General features: G+C 57.2%; 23 protein-coding genes. 14 read left to right on the top strand and 9 right to left on the bottom strand.

What is annotated here, in order from left to right:
• The 6 genes from ABIE61_RS14495 to ABIE61_RS14470 all read left to right on the top strand — a co-directional run.
• A partial coding sequence (locus ABIE61_RS14495; protein ID WP_354410715.1) for an IS630 family transposase occupies window positions 1-546 on the top strand: 546 nt, incomplete at its 5' end.
• Window positions 543-974, top strand: a complete 432-nt coding sequence (locus ABIE61_RS14490) for a VOC family protein (protein ID WP_354410718.1) — start codon at window positions 543-545, stop codon at window positions 972-974. The genes ABIE61_RS14495 and ABIE61_RS14490, both read left to right, overlap by 4 nt.
• Before the next feature lie 190 nt (window positions 975-1,164).
• Window positions 1,165-2,028 (top strand): PA4780 family RIO1-like protein kinase, encoded by an 864-nt coding sequence (locus ABIE61_RS14485; RefSeq protein WP_206841045.1) that lies wholly within the window; start codon window positions 1,165-1,167, stop codon window positions 2,026-2,028.
• 162 nt (window positions 2,029-2,190) lie between these two features.
• Entirely contained in the window at window positions 2,191-2,943 is a 753-nt protein-coding gene (locus tag ABIE61_RS14480; protein WP_502915060.1) for a MauE/DoxX family redox-associated membrane protein, read from the top strand.
• Between the two features lie 120 nt (window positions 2,944-3,063).
• Window positions 3,064-3,381 (top strand): quaternary ammonium compound efflux SMR transporter SugE, encoded by a 318-nt coding sequence (gene sugE / locus ABIE61_RS14475; protein WP_354410709.1) that lies wholly within the window; start codon window positions 3,064-3,066, stop codon window positions 3,379-3,381.
• Window positions 3,382-3,402: 21 nt separating this feature from the next.
• Window positions 3,403-4,101, top strand: coding sequence for an AraC family transcriptional regulator (locus ABIE61_RS14470; protein ID WP_354410707.1), 699 nt, complete (start codon window positions 3,403-3,405; stop codon window positions 4,099-4,101).
• Here ABIE61_RS14470 and ABIE61_RS14465 read toward each other — a convergent pair.
• Window positions 4,085-4,489 (bottom strand): VOC family protein, encoded by a 405-nt coding sequence (locus ABIE61_RS14465; protein ID WP_354410704.1) that lies wholly within the window; start codon window positions 4,487-4,489, stop codon window positions 4,085-4,087. The two genes, ABIE61_RS14470 and ABIE61_RS14465, sit on opposite strands and share 17 nt — an antisense overlap.
• 146 nt (window positions 4,490-4,635) lie before the next feature.
• Here ABIE61_RS14465 and ABIE61_RS14460 point away from each other — a divergent pair, with 146 nt between their 5' ends.
• The gene (locus tag ABIE61_RS14460) at window positions 4,636-5,100 is read left to right on the top strand and encodes a hypothetical protein (RefSeq protein WP_354410701.1); all 465 of its coding nucleotides are present in this window, start codon (window positions 4,636-4,638) and stop codon (window positions 5,098-5,100) included.
• 58 nt (window positions 5,101-5,158) lie between these two features.
• Window positions 5,159-5,941 carry a 3'(2'),5'-bisphosphate nucleotidase CysQ gene (gene cysQ, locus ABIE61_RS14455; RefSeq protein ID WP_354410698.1) on the top strand — a complete coding sequence of 261 codons (783 nt, stop codon included), beginning with the start codon at window positions 5,159-5,161 and terminating at the stop codon, window positions 5,939-5,941.
• Window positions 5,942-5,991: 50 nt separating this feature from the next.
• Here the strand turns inward: cysQ and minE are convergent, their stop codons facing one another.
• Genes minE through minC form a run of 3 tightly spaced genes read right to left on the bottom strand, consistent with a single transcriptional unit; the run spans window position 5,992 to window position 7,841 of the window.
• Entirely contained in the window at window positions 5,992-6,240 is a 249-nt protein-coding gene (gene minE, locus ABIE61_RS14450) for a cell division topological specificity factor MinE (protein WP_091827573.1), read from the bottom strand.
• Window positions 6,240-7,052, bottom strand: coding sequence for a septum site-determining protein MinD (gene minD / locus ABIE61_RS14445; RefSeq protein ID WP_091827574.1), 813 nt, complete (start codon window positions 7,050-7,052; stop codon window positions 6,240-6,242). Before minD ends, minE begins: the two co-directional genes overlap by 1 nt.
• Before the next feature lie 33 nt (window positions 7,053-7,085).
• Window positions 7,086-7,841 (bottom strand): septum site-determining protein MinC, encoded by a 756-nt coding sequence (minC, locus tag ABIE61_RS14440; protein WP_354410695.1) that lies wholly within the window; start codon window positions 7,839-7,841, stop codon window positions 7,086-7,088.
• A 176-nt stretch (window positions 7,842-8,017) separates the two neighbouring features.
• Here minC and ABIE61_RS14435 point away from each other — a divergent pair, with 176 nt between their 5' ends.
• Window positions 8,018-8,389, top strand: coding sequence for a glutaredoxin family protein (locus ABIE61_RS14435; protein WP_354410693.1), 372 nt, complete (start codon window positions 8,018-8,020; stop codon window positions 8,387-8,389).
• A 102-nt stretch (window positions 8,390-8,491) separates the two neighbouring features.
• Complete coding sequence (cysG, locus tag ABIE61_RS14430) at window positions 8,492-9,895, top strand: siroheme synthase CysG (RefSeq protein WP_354410690.1); 1,404 nt, start codon at window positions 8,492-8,494, stop codon at window positions 9,893-9,895.
• Window positions 9,896-9,916: 21 nt separating this feature from the next.
• Here cysG and nhaD read toward each other — a convergent pair whose 3' ends face one another.
• A complete protein-coding gene (gene nhaD / locus ABIE61_RS14425; RefSeq protein WP_091827578.1) occupies window positions 9,917-11,161 on the bottom strand; it encodes a sodium:proton antiporter NhaD in 1,245 nt (414 codons plus the stop codon).
• Between the two features lie 109 nt (window positions 11,162-11,270).
• Here nhaD and ABIE61_RS14420 point away from each other — a divergent pair, with 109 nt between their 5' ends.
• Window positions 11,271-11,540: a GIY-YIG nuclease family protein gene (locus ABIE61_RS14420; protein ID WP_354410687.1), complete on the top strand. Its 270-nt coding sequence runs from the start codon at window positions 11,271-11,273 to the stop codon at window positions 11,538-11,540.
• Here ABIE61_RS14420 and purT read toward each other — a convergent pair whose 3' ends face one another.
• The 3 genes from purT to ABIE61_RS14405 all read right to left on the bottom strand — a co-directional run bounded on the left by purT (window position 11,541) and on the right by ABIE61_RS14405 (window position 15,565).
• The gene (purT, locus tag ABIE61_RS14415; protein ID WP_206841063.1) at window positions 11,541-12,722 is read right to left on the bottom strand and encodes a formate-dependent phosphoribosylglycinamide formyltransferase; all 1,182 of its coding nucleotides are present in this window, start codon (window positions 12,720-12,722) and stop codon (window positions 11,541-11,543) included.
• Between the two features lie 203 nt (window positions 12,723-12,925).
• Complete coding sequence (locus ABIE61_RS14410; protein ID WP_206841065.1) at window positions 12,926-14,674, bottom strand: DEAD/DEAH box helicase; 1,749 nt, start codon at window positions 14,672-14,674, stop codon at window positions 12,926-12,928.
• A 120-nt stretch (window positions 14,675-14,794) separates the two neighbouring features.
• Window positions 14,795-15,565: a hypothetical protein gene (locus ABIE61_RS14405; protein WP_091827581.1), complete on the bottom strand. Its 771-nt coding sequence runs from the start codon at window positions 15,563-15,565 to the stop codon at window positions 14,795-14,797.
• A gap of 138 nt (window positions 15,566-15,703) precedes the next feature.
• On the opposite strand from ABIE61_RS14405, the gene smrA reads away from it, so the two are divergent.
• From smrA to ABIE61_RS14390, 3 genes are all read left to right on the top strand, one after another.
• Complete coding sequence (gene smrA / locus ABIE61_RS14400; protein WP_206841069.1) at window positions 15,704-16,288, top strand: DNA endonuclease SmrA; 585 nt, start codon at window positions 15,704-15,706, stop codon at window positions 16,286-16,288.
• A gap of 78 nt (window positions 16,289-16,366) precedes the next feature.
• A complete protein-coding gene (locus ABIE61_RS14395; RefSeq protein ID WP_091827583.1) occupies window positions 16,367-17,080 on the top strand; it encodes a hypothetical protein in 714 nt (237 codons plus the stop codon).
• The gene (locus ABIE61_RS14390) at window positions 17,077-19,170 is read left to right on the top strand and encodes a tRNA(Met) cytidine acetyltransferase TmcA (RefSeq protein ID WP_354410683.1); all 2,094 of its coding nucleotides are present in this window, start codon (window positions 17,077-17,079) and stop codon (window positions 19,168-19,170) included. Before ABIE61_RS14395 ends, ABIE61_RS14390 begins: the two co-directional genes overlap by 4 nt.
• On the opposite strand, the gene ABIE61_RS14385 is transcribed toward ABIE61_RS14390, so the two are convergent.
• Window positions 19,140-20,558, bottom strand: coding sequence for a methyltransferase (locus ABIE61_RS14385; protein ID WP_354410680.1), 1,419 nt, complete (start codon window positions 20,556-20,558; stop codon window positions 19,140-19,142). The two genes, ABIE61_RS14390 and ABIE61_RS14385, sit on opposite strands and share 31 nt — an antisense overlap.
• Between the last annotated feature and the right edge of the window lie 70 nt (window positions 20,559-20,628).

Below are 20,628 nucleotides of genomic sequence, written 5' to 3'. Positions count from 1 at the left end.
AAAGCAGAGAATGCCCAGATTTTCTGGGGTGACGAGACGGGTATCAAAAACAATACCCAGCACGGTCGGAGCTATGCACCAAAGGGACAAACACCGGTGCAGCCTCTGCCGGCCAAACGTGTATCGCTCAACATGATCTCGGCGATCACCAACCAGGGCACTGTACGATTCATGCTCTATGAGTCGACCATGACCGCCAAGGTCCTGAAGAAATTTCTGCGCGCGCTGATCGAATCGACGCCCGGCAAGGTCTTTCTGATCCTGGATAACTTGCGGGTACACCATGCCAAGGTCGTCAAACGCTGGTTGGAGCGCAAGACAGTCAAACGCTATCTGGAAGTATTCTTCCTGCCAGCCTACTCCCCGGAGTTGAATCCGGATGAATACCTCAACTGTGACCTGAAAGGCATGGTGCATAGTGGGCCTGCTACTCGCTCTGTCGACGATCTGAAGAAGCGCACGCGATCATGCATGCTGACGCTTCAACGCCGTCCTGAACGAGTGAAAAAATACTTTGATGCAGAGCATATCGCCTATGCTGCATAGTCGACATAAATTTCCGCCGGGTTAATAAATGCATTTCAGGATTTGCCACGATAACCCAGAACCCTGCTGCAAGTGCCTCGCTGTATGAAGGACTGCTGGGGTTGCCGCTGGAGAAGATTGACGATTATCGCTTCATGGATAAATTCCCCGGGGCGAACCATTTTGGTGTCTGGCCGCTTGCTATGGCCGCTCAGTCCTGTTTTGGACAGGATGAATGGCCCGAAGGGGTTCCTGTGCCGACCGCCACTGTGGAATTTGAACTGGCGGATGCGGCATCTGTCGAGGCGGCGGTGGACGAGTTGAAAGCGAAAGGGCAAGCATTCGTTCATACCGCCCGTACTGAAGCCTGGGGGCAGACCGTTGCCCGGTTCATGAGCCCCGAGGGAGTATTGGTGGGGTTGAGTTATGCGCCGTGGCTCCACGAGTGAACGCCTGACCATCGCTTCAGTCCGACTACGGCCATCAACCCAGATTGACGACCAACAGGTCAGCTTTAACCGTGTTTAACCAGCTTGGGTACGGCATCTGTCACAAGCTTAGCAGCTTAGGGTCATGGTGGCCGTTGACCCTTTAACGGTACAATGAGACTTTTTACCGACCAATACCGGCAGGCGCTATTTGAAAATCCCCGCACGTTTACAACCTCTCTTCAATGATGGTCTGATCGATGAAGTCATCAGCCGCCTCATGAGCGGCAAAGAGGCCGACATCTACATTGTTCGGTGTGGCGATACCATTCGCTGTGCCAAGGTCTACAAGGATGCGGTCAAGCGCAGCTTTAAAAAGGCGGCGCAGTATCAGGAAGGGCGCAAGGTGCGCAGCGGACGACAGGCGCGCGCTATGGAGAAGCGTTCAAACTATGGGCGCAAGCAGCAGGAAGAGGTCTGGCAGAACGCCGAAATCAACGCGCTCTCGACACTGGCAAGAGCCGGTGTACGGGTACCTGAAACCTATGGTTGCTTTGATGGCGTGCTGTTGATGGAGCTGGTTACGGACGATGCCGGCGATGTCGCACCGCGACTGGCGGATGTATCGATGTCAGAAGAGCAGGCCATTGAAGATCATGCCCTGATGATGCATTACATCACGCTCATGCTGTGTGAGGGTATAGTGCACGGTGACCTGTCCGAGTTCAACGTGTTGGTGGATGATTACGGCCCGGTCATCATCGACCTGCCGCAGGCAGTCAATGCCGCTTCCAACAACAGCGCTCAGGCCATGTTCGCCCGCGACGTGAATAATATGCGCCGTTATTACGGCCAGTACGCGCCGGATTTGCTGAATACACAGTACGCGAACGAAATCTGGGCGCTGTTTGAGGAGGGTGAGTTGACCCCGGATTCTGAACTGAGCGGTGAGTTTGAGGATGAGGGTGACGACTCCGATGTGGATGCCGTGCTGGAAGAGATAAAAGCGGTGCTGCAGGAAGACCAGCAGCGCCGTGAGCGTTTGCGTGAGGCGGCTGAGTCATCAGATCAGTAGCGCGTGCCGAGTGCCTGTGAACCCCACGCGTGTTGCCTCCCGTTTCCCCCGTTTCCGAATTTTCTGCTAGCTTGCCATGTGAAAGGCGCTGAACCTTTCGGTCCTGGCATGCTGTTCAGGGCCCAGGCGTCTCCCTGAAACTGGCAACAGCAGGAGATGAAAATGAATAAGGACGCGAAACGCGCTGTTCTATACCGCATGAAGACGCCCGAGCATCAGTGTCCCTTCGGGCGGAAGACCCTGCATACCTTGCGGCAGGCCGGATTCGATGTTGAAGACCATCATTTGAATTCGCGTGAAGAAACCGATGCCTTCAAGGCCGAACATGATGTGGATACCACGCCGCAGACGTTTATTAACGGTGAGCGCATTGGCGGTTATGAAGAGGTGCGCGAGTATGTGGGCAAGCCACTGCCAGACCCTGATGCCACCAGCTATCGCCCGGTGGCTGCACTGTTCGCGATGACCGCTCTGACCGCATTGGCCCTGAATATCGGGGTGAATGGCAGCCTGATGTCGGTGCAAACGGTCGAGTGGTTTATTGCGCTTTCGATGGTGGCTCTGGCATTGCTGAAGCTGCAGGATGTCGAGAGCTTTTCCACCATGTTTCTCAACTACGACCTGCTCGCGCGACGCTGGGTACCCTATGGGTATATTTATCCTTACGCCGAGGGCCTGGCCGGTGTGCTGATGGTAGGGGGTCTGCTGAACTGGGTGTCGATCCCGATTGCGCTTTTCATCGGTACCGTGGGTGCGATGTCGGTGTTCAAGGCCGTTTACATTGATAAGCGTGAGCTCAAATGCGCCTGTGTCGGTGGTGCGAACAGTGTTCCTCTGGGCTTTGTGTCGCTAACGGAAAACCTGATGATGATCGCCATGGCGCTGTGGATGTGGTTCGCCCACGGCTCGTTTTAGCGGGCGATTCGCAAACGGTATTGTCCGCTTTATAATGGCCAGCACATATCAAACAGATGTGGGGACGACCCCACCTCTCTGCATTCCATTGGGGACGGCCCTACGCAAGAGAGGTGTTGTATGAGCTGGTTGATTCTGTGTCTGGCAGGCGTGCTGGAAATTAGCTGGGCCATCGGCCTTAAATATACCGAGGGCTTTACTCGGTTCTGGCCCAGTGTGGCGACGGTTGTCTCACTGCTGGTGAGTTTTGCGCTGCTCGGCATTGCCATGCGCTCCCTCCCGGTAGGGACTGCCTATGCGGTGTGGGTCGGTATCGGGGCTGTCGGTACAGCCTTGATGGGCATGCTGCTGTTTGGCGATTCCACCGAGCCGCTCAGGCTGGTCAGCCTTGGACTGATCTGTTCCGGTATTGTGGGGCTGAAGCTGGCACATGGCTGAGTCTTACTGCTAAGAGAATCTATGGACAGCATCATGTATCAATGGAGTGTACAGTGTGGCAAAGGGGAAATGTCTGTGCTGCCGGACGGCTGTCGCGACTTGATTGCCATCAGTTCTCATGGAAGGCCTGTGAGTTTTGTCTGCACAGGGCTGGATGCCACCCCCAGACATGTGGTTTGTGAGGGCGAGACTCGGTTTGTGGGGATACGTTTGGCGCCAGGGGTTTCATTTCCCTGGGAGCGCACTGAGGCGAGTGTAAAGTATCGTGACCAGCCGTTGTTTGATGCTGTCGCCAGGCTGGACCATGAGGCAGAGCCGGCCGATATGCAGCAGTGCCTTTTGGGGGTAATGGAATACGCGCAACTGCCACCACAGTGGCTGGCAGATTGCCTGCAGGAGTTGAATGAGGGACGATCCATTAGCCATCACCGCAGCGAACGCAGTATCCGTCGCGGGGTTCTGGATCTTACCGGTGCATCACCTCGCTTCTGGAAAGGGCTTGGTCGAGTAAGGCGTGCTGGCCTTGCGATTGTGCAGTCGGACCTGCCATTGGCAGACATTGCTTTGGCTCATGGTTACGCTGATCAGGCACATATGTGCCGGGACGTGCGTCGCTGGCTCGGAATCACTCCGGCCAGACTGCGTCAGCAGCCAGGGGCCGAATGGATCGGCCTGGCGTCACCGGATGCGTTTTCAATTATTTCTAATCATCGAGAATGAAACGCTGAAAGGATTCATCTGGCGCAATTGGATGGTAGCAATAGATCATGGTTCCGGCCGGATCCTTGAGGCCAAAACCGCGATCTCCCCATGGGTGGTCTTCAAGTGGTATCTCAACGGGTAGTCCTGCGGTTCGGTGCAGACGTTCATGGACGCTGTCAGCGTCAGAAACCCTCAGATTAAGGCACACACCACCGGTAAACGTGGTCATGCCGTCCTGCGGTAGCATAATACAGAGTTCAACATCAGAGTCGGTTGTGCCAAGACGCAGTACCACATACCAGCCACAGTCAAAGACCGGACGTGCGTTAAAATGCGTTTCGTAAAAGTGGCGAGTCTCTTCCAGGGCAGGCGTTACGAGAGTCATGCTGGCTGATCGAATATCCATATCTGTACCTGTATAAATTAAAATGATGCGGTGTGTGCCGAATGCTGCACACAAAAATAGGACAAGGGCTTTGTCCCGTATTGAATATATTGGCCAAATCGGCGCAGCACACAGTTGCACGGTAGGCTAGCTGACGAGGAGCAAGTGTGAGCGTGAACTGGAGCGTGAGTGAGGGTCGGAATCCTTATGTGGCGGAAGAGTCGGTGGTCGGGTTGGTGTTTCACGCCGCCGAATCCACGGAAGTCGACGATGCGGCCGTGAAGGATGTTGTTGAAGCGGCACTTGAGCGGGCGGTAGCGTGTCTCGATGCGAACGTCAAAAACGAGTCGCTTTATTTCATGGTGGAGTGGGCGCCTTCATGTTCCGTTTTGCGGCTGGCGGTTACGGATGCGGGTAAGGTACAGGACTCGCCAGAGGTGGTCGTCTGTCAATTTCCGGCGTTGAATACGGTGCTGCAACAGGCGGAAGATGGGCCGGCAAGGCTTGAAGCCTTTTCTGACAAGGTCAGTTTCTGGGCCAAAGACTATCTTTCGACCAGTACCGAATTCATGAACTATTCGCTGGTTGCACTGTACGCCACAACGGTACGGGCAGAGGCGGTTTTGCTCTAGACGCCATCGGCGCTCACGCAGATAAATATGGACAACAGGCACACCGAAGGGGAATCCCATGCAACCACTCCCGCTTGCACGACTGCTGGATCGGGTGGAGCAGATTGCGTTTGAGGCCGGCGAGGCGATCATGCAGGTCTACGCCGGTGAGTTTGATGTGACTCAAAAGCAGGATGAGTCGCCGGTGACGGCGGCTGATATGGCAGCCAATGATGTGATTCTGCACTGCCTGGCACAGCTGAAACCGGCCATGCCGGTGCTGAGTGAGGAGTCGGTTGATGCTTTTTCCGGCCCCGACTGTGCAGGTCGTTACTGGCTGGTGGATCCGCTGGATGGCACCAAGGAGTTCATCAAGCGCAATGACGAGTTCAGCGTCAATATCGCGCTGATCGAACAGGGCCAGCCGGTGTTGGGTGTGGTACACGCCCCGGCGTTGGGTCTGACCTGGCTGGCAGCGGAGGGTGTGGGTGCCTTCAAGCTGGATTCGGTGGGGGTACGGCAGCCGATACAGGTGGCCGAACATCAGCCCGGAACGCTCTGGCGAGTGCTGGGCAGCCGTTCTCATCTGGGGCCGAAAACGCTGGCCTGGATGGAAGCGCTGGGTGACTTTACGCTGACCCGCATGGGCTGTTCGATCAAGCTGTGCATGGTGGCCGAAGGGGCCGCTGATCTGTATCCGCGGCTGGGGCCGACCTCGCTGTGGGATACGGCGGCGGCTCACGCAATCGTGAATGCCGCCGGTGGCAGCATCAAGACCCCAGAGGGTGAAGTGGTCAGCTATGCCGATCCGGGCAGGACACTGAACTCCTGGTTTGTGGTCTATGGTGGCTCACAGCCCTGAACAAAAAGCCCGCAGATGCGGGCTTGTTCGAACCAGGATAGGTGCAGGCGTCAGCTCTTTTCCGGCAGGGTGACGTTCAGCTCCAGGATGGAGCAGTCTTCATCCAGATTGACCTGTACGTCCTGCGGCGATACATCCACATACTTGGCAATCACGGCCAGAATTTCCTGCTGCATCTGTGGCAAGTAGTCAGGCTGGCTGCGCTGCGAGCGTTCGTATGCGACCAGTACCTGCAGCCGCTCTTTGGCAACGCTGGCCGAAGACTGCTTCTTTTGTCGAAAATAACTCAGAATACCCATCAGCCCTTCCGTCCAAATACCCGGCTCAGGAAGCCTTTACGCTGTACATCGAGGAAGCGGTGCTCCCGGTCCTCGCCGAGGAAGCGTGCAATTGCATCGTCATAGGCCTGTCCGGCATCACTATCGTCGTCCATGATAACCGGAACGCCCTGGTTGGATGCCTTGAGCACGGCTTCTGATTCTGGAATAACACCCAGCAGCGGGATCGCCAGAATGTCTTTCACGTCTTCAACGCTGAGCATTTCACCCGCCATAACCCGCCCCGGGTTGTAGCGAGTCAGCAGCAAGTGCTCTTTTACACTGCCACCCTGTTCGGCCTTGCGGGACTTGCTCTGCAGTACACCCAGAATGCGGTCGGAGTCACGTACCGAGCTGACTTCGGGGTTGGTGACGACAACAGCGGTATCGGCGAAATAGAGTGCTAGTTGGGCACCTTTTTCGATACCGGCAGGCGAGTCGCAGACGATGTAGTCAAAGGTTTTGGCCAGTTCGTTCAATACCGTTTCCACGCCTTCAACGCTGAGCGCGTCCTTGTCACGGGTTTGTGAAGCGGGCAGGATGAACAGATTGTCGGTGCGCTTGTCCTTGATCAGAGCCTGATTGAGGGTGGCTTCCTGATTGATCACGTTGACAAAGTCGTAGACCACGCGGCGCTCGCATCCCATGATCAGGTCGAGGTTGCGAAGACCCACGTCAAAGTCGATCAGAACGGTTTTGAATCCGCGCAGGGCAAGGCCGGTACCGATAGCGGCACTGCTGGTGGTCTTGCCAACGCCTCCCTTGCCTGAGGTGACTACGATGATTTCAGCCATGCGTGTGTGTCCGTGTAAATGGATCGATGTTAATTAAAGTGCGACTGTATCCAGTCGTGAACCGCTGAGCAATGCCTGAGCAGGTTTCTGCCAATGCTCGGTTTGCAGATCTTCGCTGGTCTTGAAATAGCCGGCGATGGAGATCAGCTCGGCCTCAAGGCTCTGGCAGAAAATACGTGCGTCTTCGTCACCACTGACCCCCGCCATGGCTCGACCCCGAAGCGGGCCGTAGACATGAATATGGCCATCCGCCATCACCTCGGCACCGGCACCCACCGATGAAAGAATCACCAGATCACTGCCACGAGCATAGATCTGCTGGCCGGAACGTACCGGGGTGGTCACGATTTTGGCGGCGCGGGGCGGAGCAGGTTCTGGTGCCGTTTCAGCTTCTGCGGCGGGCTGTCTGGGCGATGGTTCATTGGCTGGCTCCGGTGCCGGCTCCGCCACCCGGCGCTGCAGGCTGAAGTCAGCCAGTTGCAGCTGCGCACAGAGTTCGGTGGCGCTGCCTGGTTCGGCCTTGATTCCTACCGGCATGAGTGTCTGTTCGCGGCACAGCTCGATCAATGTCTGTACCTCAGCTGCACCGGGCAGCTGTGGTAGCTGCTGAAGATTCAGTACTACCGGCATACCGTTGAACAGCATCGGGACGCGTGCAGCGTGGGCTGCCAGCTGGGGAGCCAGCAGAGCCGGGTCTGATTCAAGCAGGATCAGTTCGTTCAGGGCCGCACGGGTACTCTTGAATTGGAAACCGGTGCTGGCGGTAGATTTGGATTCAGCTTGGGCCATAGTCTGTAACGCTTCACTTTCGCTGGTTGCGCTGGGGTGTCAATGTGGTCTCAAAGGCGCTAACAATACCATGGAGCGCGGGGTGGCTGACAGGGGGCAAATGGCGACGGCGGTTTTTTGATCTCGGTCAATGGTGTAATATGCGCCATCACTTCTAAACAGGAATCGATGTCACGATGAAAGCCGTCCGCTGGATTCTGGGCCTGATTGTTATGGCTCTGCATTTTCTGACTTTGCCACGTCGTGGCAAGCGCACCCCGCAGCACCAGCAGCAGGTTGAAGAAGCGCTGGGCAGCCATTCTCTGTATCAGCTGCCAACCTGCCCGTTTTGCGTCAAGGTGCGCCGTGCCATGCGTCGCCTGAACCTGCCGATCGAGCTTCGTGACGTACGCGCCGACGGTCGTCACCGCCAGGACTTGATCAATGGCGGCGGTAAAATGAAAGTGCCTTGCCTGCGCATTGATCATGAAGATGGCCACAGTGAATGGATGTACGAGTCTGACGAAATTGTCGCTTACCTGCAGCGTCGTTTTCCGCTGGAGCCCTGAATTCTCAGGGCTTTTCAATAAAGTTATAAAAAACTTATTTTTTATTCCATCGATTCTGGCTATAGTTGTGGGCAGAGATTGGCCTGATTGAGGAGCCCCGCGATGGATTACCTGCCGCTGTTTTTTGACCTGCGCGAGCGTGACGTGCTGCTGATTGGCGGTGGTGATGTGGCCTTGCGCAAGGCGCGCCTTCTGGTACGCGCCGGAGCCCGCATTACGTTGGTGTCGCACCGTGTCCTGCCAGAGCTGGAATCGTTGCTGGAGCTCAATCGGGGGCTGGTGATTATCGGCGAATACCATCCTGAGCTGCTGGACGGCAAGGTGCTGGTGCTGGCAGCTACCGATGATGATCAGCTTAATGAACGTGTGCATTACGATGCTGTAGCTCAGAACGTGCCGGTCAACGTTGTCGACAGTCCTGCGCTCTGCACCTTCGTGTTTCCGGCCATCGTTGACCGTTCACCCATCGTGATCGGCATCAGCTCCGGTGGTCAATCGCCCGTGCTGGCACGGCTGCTGCGCGCCAAGCTCGAAACCTGGATACCTACCGGCTACAGCCGTCTGGGTCAGCTGGTAGGGCGTTTTCGTGACAAGGTGAAGGCACGCTTTGGCAGTGTAAATGAACGCCGAGTCTTTTGGGAATCGGTGCTGCAGGGACAGGTGGCAGAGCGGGTATTTGCCGGTCAGGATAGCGCTGCCGAAGCATTGCTTGAACAGCAGATCGAGCAGGGGAATGCTCAGCACCAGGTAGGAGAAGTGTATCTGGTGGGGGCCGGCCCCGGCGATCCTGAGTTGCTGACTTTCAAGGCGTTGCGGCTGATGCAGCAGGCGGATGTGGTGCTGTATGACCGTTTGGTCTCGCCTGACGTGCTGGACTTGTGTCGCCGTGATGCCGATCTGGTATTTGTCGGCAAGCAGCGGGACAACCATGCAGTACCTCAGGAAGGAATTAACCAGCTGCTGATTGACCATGCCCGTGCCGGTAAGCGGGTGGTGCGTCTGAAAGGCGGTGATCCGTTCATTTTCGGTCGCGGTGGTGAAGAGCTGGAGCGGTTGAAACAGGAGGGCATTCCCTTTCAGGTAGTGCCCGGCATTACCGCCGCCAGCGCTTGTTCAACCTATGCCGGTATTCCGCTGACCCATCGTGACTATGCTCAGTCGGTCAAGTTCGTCACCGGCCAGCTGAAAAATCGCACCTCTGAGCTGGATTTTGCCGAACTGGTGCATCCCAATCAAACCATCGTGTTCTATATGGGGCTGCATACGCTTGATAAGCTGTGCGATGGCCTGGTCCGCCATGGCAAGTCTGTTGATACACCGGTTGCGATTGTGTCCAGAGGCACAGCGCAGGACCAGCGTGTTCTTACCGGAACGCTGAACACCATTGTGTCACAGCAGGCTGCGGCGCAGCTGCCGGCACCCTCGTTGGTGATAGTTGGCGAAGTGGTGGCATTACAGCCGCAGCTGTCCTGGTTTGGTGCGGCGGAAGCCGAGAACCGCATTTGAGCGGTTCTCGCCGGACTGACATCAGCTGTGCAGCATCTGACCGACCAGATAGCTGCCAGCAAATCCCACACTGTATGCGATCAGAATCAACCCCGAATAACGCATGAAGCTGATAAAGGTGATCGCTTCCACCTTGCTCATGGCCACGATTCCAGCTGCCGAGCCGATTACCAGCAATGAGCCGCCCACGCCCACCGCGTAGGTCAGCGTCAGCCAGCTGGCAGTACTCATGGCGATTTCAGACTTAAGCAATGCGGCGGTCAGCGGCACGTTGTCCACCAGTGAGGACAGTAGTCCCATGACGTAGTTGGCCGCTGTAGTCGGCATCACCTCGTACACCCGCACCAGCGAATCCAGCACACCGATCTCTTTCATCATGCCGACCAACAGCAGAATGCCGAGGAAGAACAGCAGGGTATCGAATTCGATGACACGGATGTAGTCGAGCAGACTCTCACGCTCGTCTTCCTCATAGCAGAGGCGACCCACCAGAAACATGATCGACAGGCCGAACAGGAAGGTCAGCAGCGGTGGTACCCCCGCGATCACGTTGAGGATAATGGTAGAAAAAATGGTGAGCAGAAAGATCATGGCGATCATCTTGCCCACCCGGTCATCACGGCGTGGAGAGGGAATGATTTCGACTTCGCCCTTAAGCTTGAGTGACAGCAACGTGGCCAGCAGCAGTACGCTGGTCAGTGCCGGCAAGCTGAGCCAGAGCAGGTCGTCAATTTCCACCTTGTGCTGCATGAAGATCATCAGTGTGGTGACATCGCCGGTGATCAGGGCAACACCGCCCGAGTTGACCGCAAATACCACCAGTACAGCGAAGCGAACTGTTTTCTTTACCTCCATTCGCAGCGACAGTACCAGTGCAATCGAGATCAATGTGGCGGTGATATTGTCCGACAGGGACGAGAAGAAGAAGGCAAAACCGGCTACCAGAAACATCAGCTTGCGTTCGCTGAGTCGGCGCGGCAACACCTTGTAGATCAGGGTTTCGATCAAGCCTTGATGGTTGAGAAAGGCCACAAAGGTCATGGCGGCCATCAGGAACAGCCAGAGGCTGGCGATTTCAAGAATATTTTCATTCAGCTGCTCCTGCACCATGGCCGCATCGGCACCGTGTTGAGGAAACAGAAACAGTAGTATCCAGGCAAGTGTGCCGAGGAAAAGTGTGGTTTTCGCCTTGTTGATGTGCACCACATCTTCGAGCACGATCAGCAGGAAGGCGATACCTGCCATCGTGATTAATAGTGTTTGCATCGGTCTGACCGAGCCCCCAGAATTGTTAGAAAGCGGAATTCTACGCCTCTGTCCGTTTCGGCAACAGGGGCAATAAGCCGCAGCAGGCGAATTTGGTTCGGAAGTACAGGTGCAAGAGAATCAGGAAAAGGATGGCTGGTGGGTCTATATGCTGCGGTGTGCCGATGGCAGCCTATATACGGGCGTGACCACAGACCCGCAACGGCGGCTGGCACAACATAATGGCGAGCGTGCTGGTGGTGCCCGCTATACCCGTTGTCGGCGCCCGGTGGTACTGGTCTGGCAGGAATCGGGGCACGACCGCAGCAGTGCCCACAGACGGGAGGCGGCACTCAAGCGCCTGCCCCGTAATCGAAAGCTGGCGCTGGTGAATACCTGATCAGAACTCTACACGCACGCTCTGGGCGCAGTTGCGAGCTTTCTCGCGGGCTTCTTCAACGTTTTCACCGCGGGCCAGTGCAACCCCCATGCGGCGGCGGCCATGAATCTCTGGCTTGCCGAAGAGGCGCAGGTCGGTATCCGGTGCAGCCAATGCCGCCTGCAGATGGCCGAAACTGGTCTGAGTGGATTCTCCCTGTGGCAGGATGACGGCTGAAGCCGATGGGCCATGCTGGCGGATCACCGGAATCGGCAAGCCAAGTATGGCGCGGGCATGCAGCGCAAACTCGGACAGGTCCTGCGAAATCAGTGTCACCATGCCGGTATCATGCGGACGCGGCGAAACTTCACTGAACAACACCTCGTCACCGCGGATGAACAGCTCCACCCCGAACAGACCATGTCCACCCAGTGCTCCGGTTACTTGCTCGGCAACCGTCTGTGCGGCTTTCAGTGCAGAATCTGTCATTGCCTGTGGCTGCCAGGATTCGCGATAGTCACCATCCACCTGAATATGGCCAATCGGCTCGCAGAAACTGGTGCCGCCGATATGACGTACCGTCAGCAGAGTGATTTCATAATCGAACTCGACAAAGCCTTCCACAATGACACGACCACCGCCGGCGCGACCGCCTTCCTGGGCGTAGTGCCAGGCGGCCTCGATCTGATCCGTTTCACGCAGGGTGCTCTGGCCCTTGCCGGATGAACTCATGATCGGTTTGACCACGCAGGGCAGACCGATTTCCGTTACCGCCTGGCGGAACTCTTCCAGTGTGCCGGCAAATCGATAGGGAGAAGTGGCAAGGCCAAGTTCTTCTGCAGCAAGGCGGCGAATGCCTTCGCGGTTCATGGTGAGCTGAGTAGCGCGGGCGGTCGGGATGACAGTGAACCCTTCCTGCTCCAGTTCGGCCAGAGTGTCGGTGGCGATGGCCTCGATTTCGGGCACGATCAGGTGAGGCTTTTCCTGCTCGATGACAGCACGGAGAGCAGCGCCGTCCAGCATGGAGATGACATGCGAGCGGTGAGCGACCTGCATCGCGGGCGCGTTGGCATAACGGTCTACCACAATCACTTCAACCCCGAGGCGCTGCAGTTCGATCACGACTTCCTTGCCCAGTTCACCACCACCGCACATCAATACGCGGGTGGCCGTGGCGGAAAGAGGGGTCCCCAGAGTGGTCATGACATACTCCTGAATGAAAAAGTTTCACGCATTATAGAGCCGGGCAGACTTGTTAGGCCACCGGATTGACTATACTGGGAGGAAAGTTGGTTGCTGTGTCTCGTTATCACCATGCCCGCTGGGTATGGCCATCAGCCGGAATCTTTTCCGGCCCTGTGAGGCTGCCTCCGTTGCGGAGGCAGCCTTTCTTTTTCTACAGGCTATCAGTTGGCGCGAGCGGCGCGGCGTGATGGCTTGTTGCTGTTACTGGTGCTGCTGTTACTGCTGCGTGAGCGGCGCGGAGCAGATGCATCGGTCCAGGGGCGCAAGTCCAGTTTCTGGCCACACACGCGTGCACGCTTGAGCTTCTGAATTTGCTCACTGCTCAGGTTGGCCGGCAGGTCGATGCAGCTGAACTCATCAGCGATGTTGATACGACCGATCAGGCGGCTTTCCAGGTTGGCTTCATTGGCAACGGCACCCACAATATTGCCCGGCTTGACGCCGTGCAGGTGACCAACGCCGATCCAGTAGCGCTCCATGCCTTCGGCAACAGGATCGTTACGACCCGGTTTGCCTCGGCCACGTTCAGGGCGTTCGCCACGCTCAGGGCGCTCACGTACTGGCCGGTTGGGATCGGGTTCGTTTTCGTTCATCCACAACGGCTTGTCACTATGCATCAGCGCCAGTGTTGCGGCCAGCATCTGCTCGTGAGTCAGTTCGGAATTCTGCTGCAGGGAATCGATCACCGGCTGGTACTGGCTGAGGTCGGCCGATTCGGCGGCGGCCAGAATCTTCTTCTGCAGACGTTCGGCGCGCAGCGCATTGATCTCCTTGGCGCTCGGCATCTGCAACGTTTCCAGCGGCTGGCGCGTAGTACGCTCCAGCTGCTTGAGCAGACGCTGCTCGCGCGGTGCAACGAACAGAATGGCATCGCCGTTGCGCCCGGCACGACCGGTACGGCCGATACGGTGGATATAGGACTCGTTATCGTACGGAATGTCGTAGTTGATAACGTGGCTGATGCGCTCAACGTCCAGGCCACGGGCAACCACGTCAGTAGCTATCACTACATCCAGCTCGCCTTTTTTCAGCTTGCTGACGATGCGTTCACGCTGAACCTGAGCGATATCGCCGTGCAGTGCAGCCGCCGGGAAACCTGCACGGGTCAGTTCATCCGCCAGGCTTTCGGTTGAGGTTTTGGTGCGTACGAACACCAGAGCGGCTTCATGCTCATGCATTTCAAGTACGCGGGTCAGGGCCTGAGTCTTGCTCATGCCGCGAACCGTCCACACGCGCTGGCGAATGGTGCTGGCCGTTGCCGTCTGTGACTGGATTTTGATTACGGCCGGGTTGTTCAGGTAGTTTTCCGCGATGTTGCGGATCGCTTGCGGCATGGTGGCCGAGAACAACGCGATTTGACGCTGTGCCGGTGTGTGCTGCAGTACCCACTCCACATCGTCGATGAAGCCCATGCGGAGCATTTCGTCAGCTTCGTCGAGAACCAGTGCCTGCAGCTTGTCCAGCTGCAGCGTGCCGCGACGGATATGGTCCATCACGCGCCCCGGGGTGCCGATGATGATCTGGGCGCCACGGCGCAGGCCACGGATCTGGGTGTCGTAACCCTGTCCACCGTAGATCGACAGGGTACGCAGCCCAGGCAGATGGTGGGCGTATTTCTCACAGGCAGTCGCAACCTGCAGAGCCAGCTCACGGGTCGGTGCCAGAATCAGAACCTGAGGGTGAGTGGCGGCTGCGTCAATACGCTGCAGCAGCGGCAATGCAAATGCGGCGGTCTTGCCGGTACCGGTCTGAGCCATGCCAAGCAGGTCCCGTCCCTCCAGCAGCGGCGGGATACTCCTGGCCTGAATCGGCGAAGGGGTTTCGTAGCCAACGTCAGTCAGAGCGTTGAGAATAGGAGCGGACAGTCCCAAATCGCCAAAGCTGGCGGGGCTGGTTTCAGTGTTGGACATGCTGTGAGTATTACCTGGGTCATAGAAGAGGAGGAAAGCCGCGGGAGTGTGTTGCTCAGGTGCCGCCTTCCTGAAATAAGGTCATAATTGTACGCACTTCGGCGGCAGGAGTCCACCGCCTCAGCGTGTGGACTCACTGAAATGGTTATAGATGCTGATCAGTTCGTCTTCGCTGAAACGCACGATCACCAGCTGTTGGCCGGGGTGAATCACATCAGGGTTCTGTCCCAGCAGTCCCTGCTGGTGGTTGTAGACCCAGGTCTGCTCAACCTTGTCGTGCAGCAACCGCCCCAGCCATGAACTGCTGCGGTCTTCCTGCAGCGTGTCCGCATCTTCAGGAATGGCAACACTCAGGACGCGAGAACGGTCATTGACGCGAATGCCGCGGGCAAAGGTTTCGATCAGTCCCTGGCGCATGATTCCCCACAGGCCATGTCGGTCGGCGGGCTGAACAGCGTGGATATAGAACACCTCGTTGGCCGAACGGTCAGGGTCTTGCAGCAGCTCCTGCAGTCTCAGACGGTCAAGTGCCAGTTCAGGTGCAGGCTGGCTGGTGCTGCCTGCAGAACGCGCAGGCATATCCACGGCGAAGCTGCTGGCGTTGCCGTCCTGCTCCAACGTCTCTTGTTCGGCCTTGAGCGCCTCTCTGTGCGGAAGGCTAAGCAGCTGTTCGCCGGTAACAAAATGGCGTGCCTTGTCCATCTCGATCACGTCCGAGGATGCCTGGCGGGTCAGGCTATCAATATGAGCCTGTGCTTCCGAGCGGGTTTGTTCCGACACTTCAGGCGGCTGGTCAGGGCGTGGTGCGGGTGTGGAGGTGTCTGGCTGTAGAAACAGGTACACAGCCGTACTTAATATCACAATGATCAAGGCGATCATGAAGCGCTGCATCGGTCATACTCCTGCTGAGGCTTTATCTAACCATAGATGAGAAGCGGATTCGGTAAAAGCGTTCAATTTTGTTGCGGCTGCTGTCACAATTGGCAGCTGCAGGGCTGAAGTGCCCGGCTGTTGAGAGGAGGGTTCGTCATGCGATCTGATAACCACGATGAATTCATGCAGCAGATGCTGGCTGAGGGTGTCAGTCGACACCATTATGCCGATACCACGCGTGACCATGCTGCCGTTCGCCCCTTGCGTGTTGACCCGAACAAAAGCATTCGACGTCAGCTGGCTGAAGGTGCCCCCGAGGGGCTGACTTTGGCGCCGCTGGAATGGTTGCATCCGGCTGATCCGATCAGCTGGAAGCGTGATGGGGTACAGGAGGGTGTGTTTCGAAATCTGCGCCTTGGCCGTTACAGCACGGATGCCTGTTTGAATCTTCAGCACTGCACACTTGCCCAGGCGCGTGATGAAGTGGCGGGTTTTGTACGCCAGAGTGCTGAGCTGAATATTCGGTGTGTATTGATTCAACAGGGGCGTGCGCGGCGCTCGGATGAGCATGCCAATCAGTTAAAAACCTACCTTAATCAGTGGCTGCCTGAACTGGAGCAGGTCATGGCATTTCACTCGGCTCCGTCGCATCATGGCGGTACCGGCGCGGTGTATTTGATGCTGCGAAAAAGCGAGCAGGCACGGCAGGAAAACCGGGAAAAGCACCAGAAGCGACGTTGATCGGGTGCAGTCGATTGCATCGAGAGTCAAAAGTCGCTTTACTGAGTGACAAATCGAGATGATCAAGGAACTCGGAACATGGACTCGATGTTCGTTCAGCAGCTTAGACGCAGCCGCCATCTTGTGGTGCTGTTGCTGCTGCTCAACATGCTGACACTGGCGCTGCTGGCCGGTGGTGAATACGGGGCAGGAGTGGTTGCACTGCAAATTGTGCTGCTGATTGGTACCGCTGCACTGCTGTTTATGCTGCGCAATCGCAGTATGACGGCTGCGGTAACGTACGCTCAGGAGCCGGTGCTGGCACTTGATCCCAACACCGGTATCGCCACCGAAAACTGGTTCCGGCACATGCTGGCGCTGGAGTGTCGGCGTGCAGTGAGAGAGTTTGCCCCTCTGACCGTGATGCGCATCAGCCTGGGCGAGCACACAAAGCGTAAGCACCTGCTGGAGGTGATTCGGGTGTTGAGCGAAGAGCTGTCTCGACCGGGCGACCTGATCGGCTGGGAAACCAACTCAGACCTGGGGGCCGTGCTGCCCTGTACCAATGAGCATGCCGAGCAACTGACCGAGCGTTGCTACCGCTACATTCGGGAAAATTCGTCCAACCCTGACCTGCCGGTTTGGCTGGTAGCTCAGACCTATCAGCCAAGAGGCGATCTTAATCTCAGCAAGGTCAGCCAACATCTGGAACAGAAAATGCAGGAAGCCAGGCAGGATGCACCGGGGGTGTTCTATGCTGCCGAAGCGGCTACAGACCCCGCAACTCCCAGCATGACCTATACTGACGGATGAACTCACAGCCGCTGCTGGAGCGGCTGCAGCGTCAGCTGAAACAGTCGCGTCAACGATTGCTGGTCTGGGTGCAGGGTGAACAGGCATGGTGTCACCGCCAGCTTGAAACTGCATTGTCGGCCCTGTGCTCTGGTCAGGGTGTGCTGCTGGGACAGCCACTGACTGCGGCTGCTCATGCCATTCCCTCCCTAAAAGCCGCTGAGCTGCACCGTGTTCTGGGTACAACGCTCGACTTTGCCGTTGTTGATGCGTACGCCGGTTTCAATCCCAATGCCTTTGGCCAGCTGTGTGGCACTGTCCGAGGGGGCGGCGTGCTGTTGCTGCTTACACCCGCTGCCGATCAATGGCGCGGCTATGATGACCCTGAATATGCATCTCTGTGTGTGGAACCCCATACCCCTGCTGACATGAAAGGTCACTTTCTGCAGTACCTGTGCAGTATTCTTGAGGGCAGTGATCAGTTGCTGTGCTGGAGTGAAGCCGGAGCCACTTGGCCTCGGTTGCCTCAGACGGCAGATCCTGAGCCTGCAGAGCAGCCCTGTCTGAGTCTGGATCAGGCTGAAGCTGTAAAACGTGTGCTGGCGGTGGCTGAGCAGCGTCGTGCTGCACTGGTACTGATAGCCGACCGGGGTCGGGGCAAGAGTGCGGCTCTGGGAATAGCAGCTGCTCGTCTGTTGCAGCAGGGAAAGCGAGTAATACTGACAGCCCCTTCTCGTGCCGCGACAGGTGCCGTGTTTGAACGGGTGCAGGCGCTTGCGCCTGATTGTATGTCGCAGCTGCTGTTTGCCAGCCCTGACGATTTGTTGCATCAGCCAGTGCAGGCTGACTTGCTGCTGGTTGATGAAGCCGCCGCCATTCCAACCCCCGTATTGGTTGAACTGCTGAATTGTTGTCCGCGGATCGTATTCTCCACCACTCTGCATGGCTATGAGGGCAATGGCCAGGGTTTTGCTCTGCGTTTTCGGCATCACCTTGAGCTGCACCGGCCCAATACAGCAGAGTATCGACTTGAAACACCGATTCGCTGGGCCGGGCCTGACCCTCTGGAGCAGCTGAGTAATCGAATGCTGTTGCTGGATGTGGATACACAGCCCCTTCCATCTCCGGATCAATCACTGCTGCTGGAAACCATTGATCAGGCGCAATTGAGTCAAGACCCGGCACTGCTGCGTGATTTGTTCGCTCTGCTGCTGCTGGCTCACTACCGAACGACGCCGGGAGATCTGCGGATTCTGCTCGACAGCCCCAACCTTCAGATCCATGTCCTGATGCAGCAGGGACAGCCGCTGGCCTGTGTGCTGGTGGCAGAAGAGGGGGAGCTGCCGGATGCGCTGGCACAGACGGTGTGGGAGGGGCGGCGCCGGCCACGAGGCCATCTGTTGCCGCAAACCCTGATCGCGCAGGAGGGCTGGGGTGAGGTGGCCTCCTGGCGAGCCTGGCGTATTATGCGCATTGCTGTGCACCCTTTGTTGCAACAGCAGGGACTGGGGGCTCAGCTGCTGAATGAACTGGAATGTATGGCGGTCGCGGCCGGGGTTGACTATCTGGGTGCAAGTTTCGCGGCTTCAGAATCTTTGTTGGCCTTTTGGCATCACTGTGGCTATCGGCCGGTACGTCTGGGCGAGCAACGTGATCCGGTTGCCGGTACCCATGCACTGCTGGTGGTCCGGCCTGTCAGCGATCAGGTGAGGCAGTGGCTGCCCAGGGCGCAACACTGGTATGGTCAGAGTGTCCTGCGGCGGCTGCCGGGAGCGCTGCAGGATCTTGAACCTGAGCGCCTGACGTTGCTGTTGGACGGCCTCTGGCAACCGGATGCTGCCGACCTGGACACGCTGAAGCGCCTTAGGGGGTTTGCTCAGGATCAGAGAACGCTGGAGAGCAGCCTGCTGCCACTGAGCTGGCTGCTGGAGCAGACGTTGCCTCTATGGGGTCAGGCAGGCATTGGCTGTGATGATCAGCGTTTGTTGTGCGAACGTATTTTGCGCCAGCAGCCGGCAACGGCCGTTGCCGAACCCGCGGGCAAGCGCGCCCAGCTGCAGCGGTTGCGCAATCTGTGTGATCAACTGCTGGCGTTGTTGCCCTCGGCCTGACTCGGGCGCTCAAGCACCACCATTAGACCGGTCAGCTGCCGCTGATGTTCCAGCCGCAGCGGAAAGGTTGCGCAGTACTTCACGTGAAGCCCGGCAACAGCTGCAGCCGCTTCAATATGAGACTGGCTGTGGCGGAAGCGCCCCGATGATTGGAGACTGACCGCCTGATCATCTTCGGCCGCTTCAACGGTAAAGGCAAAGTGGCCACCCGCTCGCAGGGCTCTGGCGGCTGCCTGACAAACGGGGTGCAGGTCGCCGGTGTAGATCAGTACATCGGTGGCGGTAATCAGATCAACCGGGCCTGATTGTGCCAGCGCACTCTGTAGATCGTGGCATTCGAGCTGGTCATAGCACTTTTTGGCGGCAGCCAACTCAAGCATGCTGTGCGACAGGTCACAGCCATATAGCCGATGAATCGGCAGTACCGCTTTCAGGGCCTGTCCACACAGACCTGTGCCACACCCCAAGTCCAGCATCTCAAGATCTGCATTGTCGGGCTCAATCAGTTGTGTCAGCAGCTCGGCCAGCAGTTGGGGGGCGCGATATTCAAGCCGTTTTTGCAAACGATTTTCAAACTCTTCGGCGTGGGTATCGTACAGCGCCTGCACATAACCCTTTGGTGCTTCGGCAGAACAGTACCCGCCCGCTGCATTCAACATATGCTGTGCATGAGCGTTATCAGGTTGCTGCTTAACCACTTCTTCGTATAACTGAACAGCCACCTCAGGGTCGCTTTCTTCGGCAATGTAATCCGCCAGCTCCAACAGCCGTGTCGGTGAGCAATCCTGCTGGCGCAACTGCGCCAACAGCCTGTCACTTTGTTGGCACAGGCAAAGGTTCAAGGCCCATTCAGATTCGGCTTCTATACTGAAGTCAGGTGATACCAACAGGGTTTGCAGCAGATTCAGAGCTTCAGGGCTTTTATGCTGGTGGCGCAGCGCTACTGCAAGGGTCAGCCGGGCATCGGTGTAGTGCATAAGTTGAGGCTGAACTGTGAAAAGCTGCTCAATTGTCTGCCAGCGTCCAAGCTGTTCCAGCAGGGCGAGTCGGTTGAGCTGGAATGCCGATTCATCGGGCAGCAGGGTGATGGCGTGCTCTATTGCCCTGTACGCGTCTTCAGATCGGCCCCTTGCCTGCAATGCGAGTGAGAGATTGCTGAGAGCCTGAGCCTTAAAGCGCGCCTGTACGGGTAACTCGCTTGCACGTTGCAGTTCCCGGCAGGCGGCAATGGCATTGCCGGACTTGAGCTGAATCAGTCCCAGCAGGTGGCGAGCGTTGAAGTCGTCGGGCTTGTGAGCAAGGTGCTGCTGGCAGATGGAACGGGCAGCGGCAAAAGCTTGCTGGTTCATTAATGCCAAGGCTTCATTGAGGCTGGGGAGAGAGGACATTAGAAACTCGTCTACAGGGAATAAAAGGCACAGCGATACTATAAAAATGGGCAATAAAATCCAACACCGG

The organism is Marinobacterium sp. MBR-111 (assembly GCF_040547585.1).
GTDB lineage: Bacteria > Pseudomonadota > Gammaproteobacteria > Pseudomonadales > Balneatricaceae > Marinobacterium > Marinobacterium iners.
This window is presented reverse-complemented; position numbering and strand designations above follow the sequence as displayed.

Bases quoted from the DNA above. Each gene is read 5' to 3' on its own strand.
- cysG (WP_354410690.1), top strand. From the start codon at position 8,492: ATGGATTACCTGCCGCTGTTTTTTGACCTGCGCGAGCGTGACGTGCTG.
- purT (WP_206841063.1), bottom strand. From the start codon at position 12,722: ATGACCACTCTGGGGACCCCTCTTTCCGCCACGGCCACCCGCGTATTG.
- ABIE61_RS14435 (WP_354410693.1), top strand. From the start codon at position 8,018: ATGAAAGCCGTCCGCTGGATTCTGGGCCTGATTGTTATGGCTCTGCAT.
- ABIE61_RS14385 (WP_354410680.1), bottom strand. From the start codon at position 20,558: ATGTCCTCTCTCCCCAGCCTCAATGAAGCCTTGGCATTAATGAACCAG.
- ABIE61_RS14395 (WP_091827583.1), top strand. From the start codon at position 16,367: ATGGACTCGATGTTCGTTCAGCAGCTTAGACGCAGCCGCCATCTTGTG.
- ABIE61_RS14405 (WP_091827581.1), bottom strand. From the start codon at position 15,565: ATGCAGCGCTTCATGATCGCCTTGATCATTGTGATATTAAGTACGGCT.
- minD (WP_091827574.1), bottom strand. From the start codon at position 7,052: ATGGCTGAAATCATCGTAGTCACCTCAGGCAAGGGAGGCGTTGGCAAG.
- ABIE61_RS14465 (WP_354410704.1), bottom strand. From the start codon at position 4,489: ATGGATATTCGATCAGCCAGCATGACTCTCGTAACGCCTGCCCTGGAA.
- ABIE61_RS14390 (WP_354410683.1), top strand. From the start codon at position 17,077: ATGAACTCACAGCCGCTGCTGGAGCGGCTGCAGCGTCAGCTGAAACAG.
- minE (WP_091827573.1), bottom strand. From the start codon at position 6,240: ATGGGTATTCTGAGTTATTTTCGACAAAAGAAGCAGTCTTCGGCCAGC.
- ABIE61_RS14480 (WP_502915060.1), top strand. From the start codon at position 2,191: ATGAATAAGGACGCGAAACGCGCTGTTCTATACCGCATGAAGACGCCC.
- cysQ (WP_354410698.1), top strand. From the start codon at position 5,159: ATGCAACCACTCCCGCTTGCACGACTGCTGGATCGGGTGGAGCAGATT.
- smrA (WP_206841069.1), top strand. From the start codon at position 15,704: ATGCGATCTGATAACCACGATGAATTCATGCAGCAGATGCTGGCTGAG.
- ABIE61_RS14470 (WP_354410707.1), top strand. From the start codon at position 3,403: ATGGACAGCATCATGTATCAATGGAGTGTACAGTGTGGCAAAGGGGAA.
- sugE (WP_354410709.1), top strand. From the start codon at position 3,064: ATGAGCTGGTTGATTCTGTGTCTGGCAGGCGTGCTGGAAATTAGCTGG.
- nhaD (WP_091827578.1), bottom strand. From the start codon at position 11,161: ATGCAAACACTATTAATCACGATGGCAGGTATCGCCTTCCTGCTGATC.
- minC (WP_354410695.1), bottom strand. From the start codon at position 7,841: ATGGCCCAAGCTGAATCCAAATCTACCGCCAGCACCGGTTTCCAATTC.
- ABIE61_RS14410 (WP_206841065.1), bottom strand. From the start codon at position 14,674: ATGTCCAACACTGAAACCAGCCCCGCCAGCTTTGGCGATTTGGGACTG.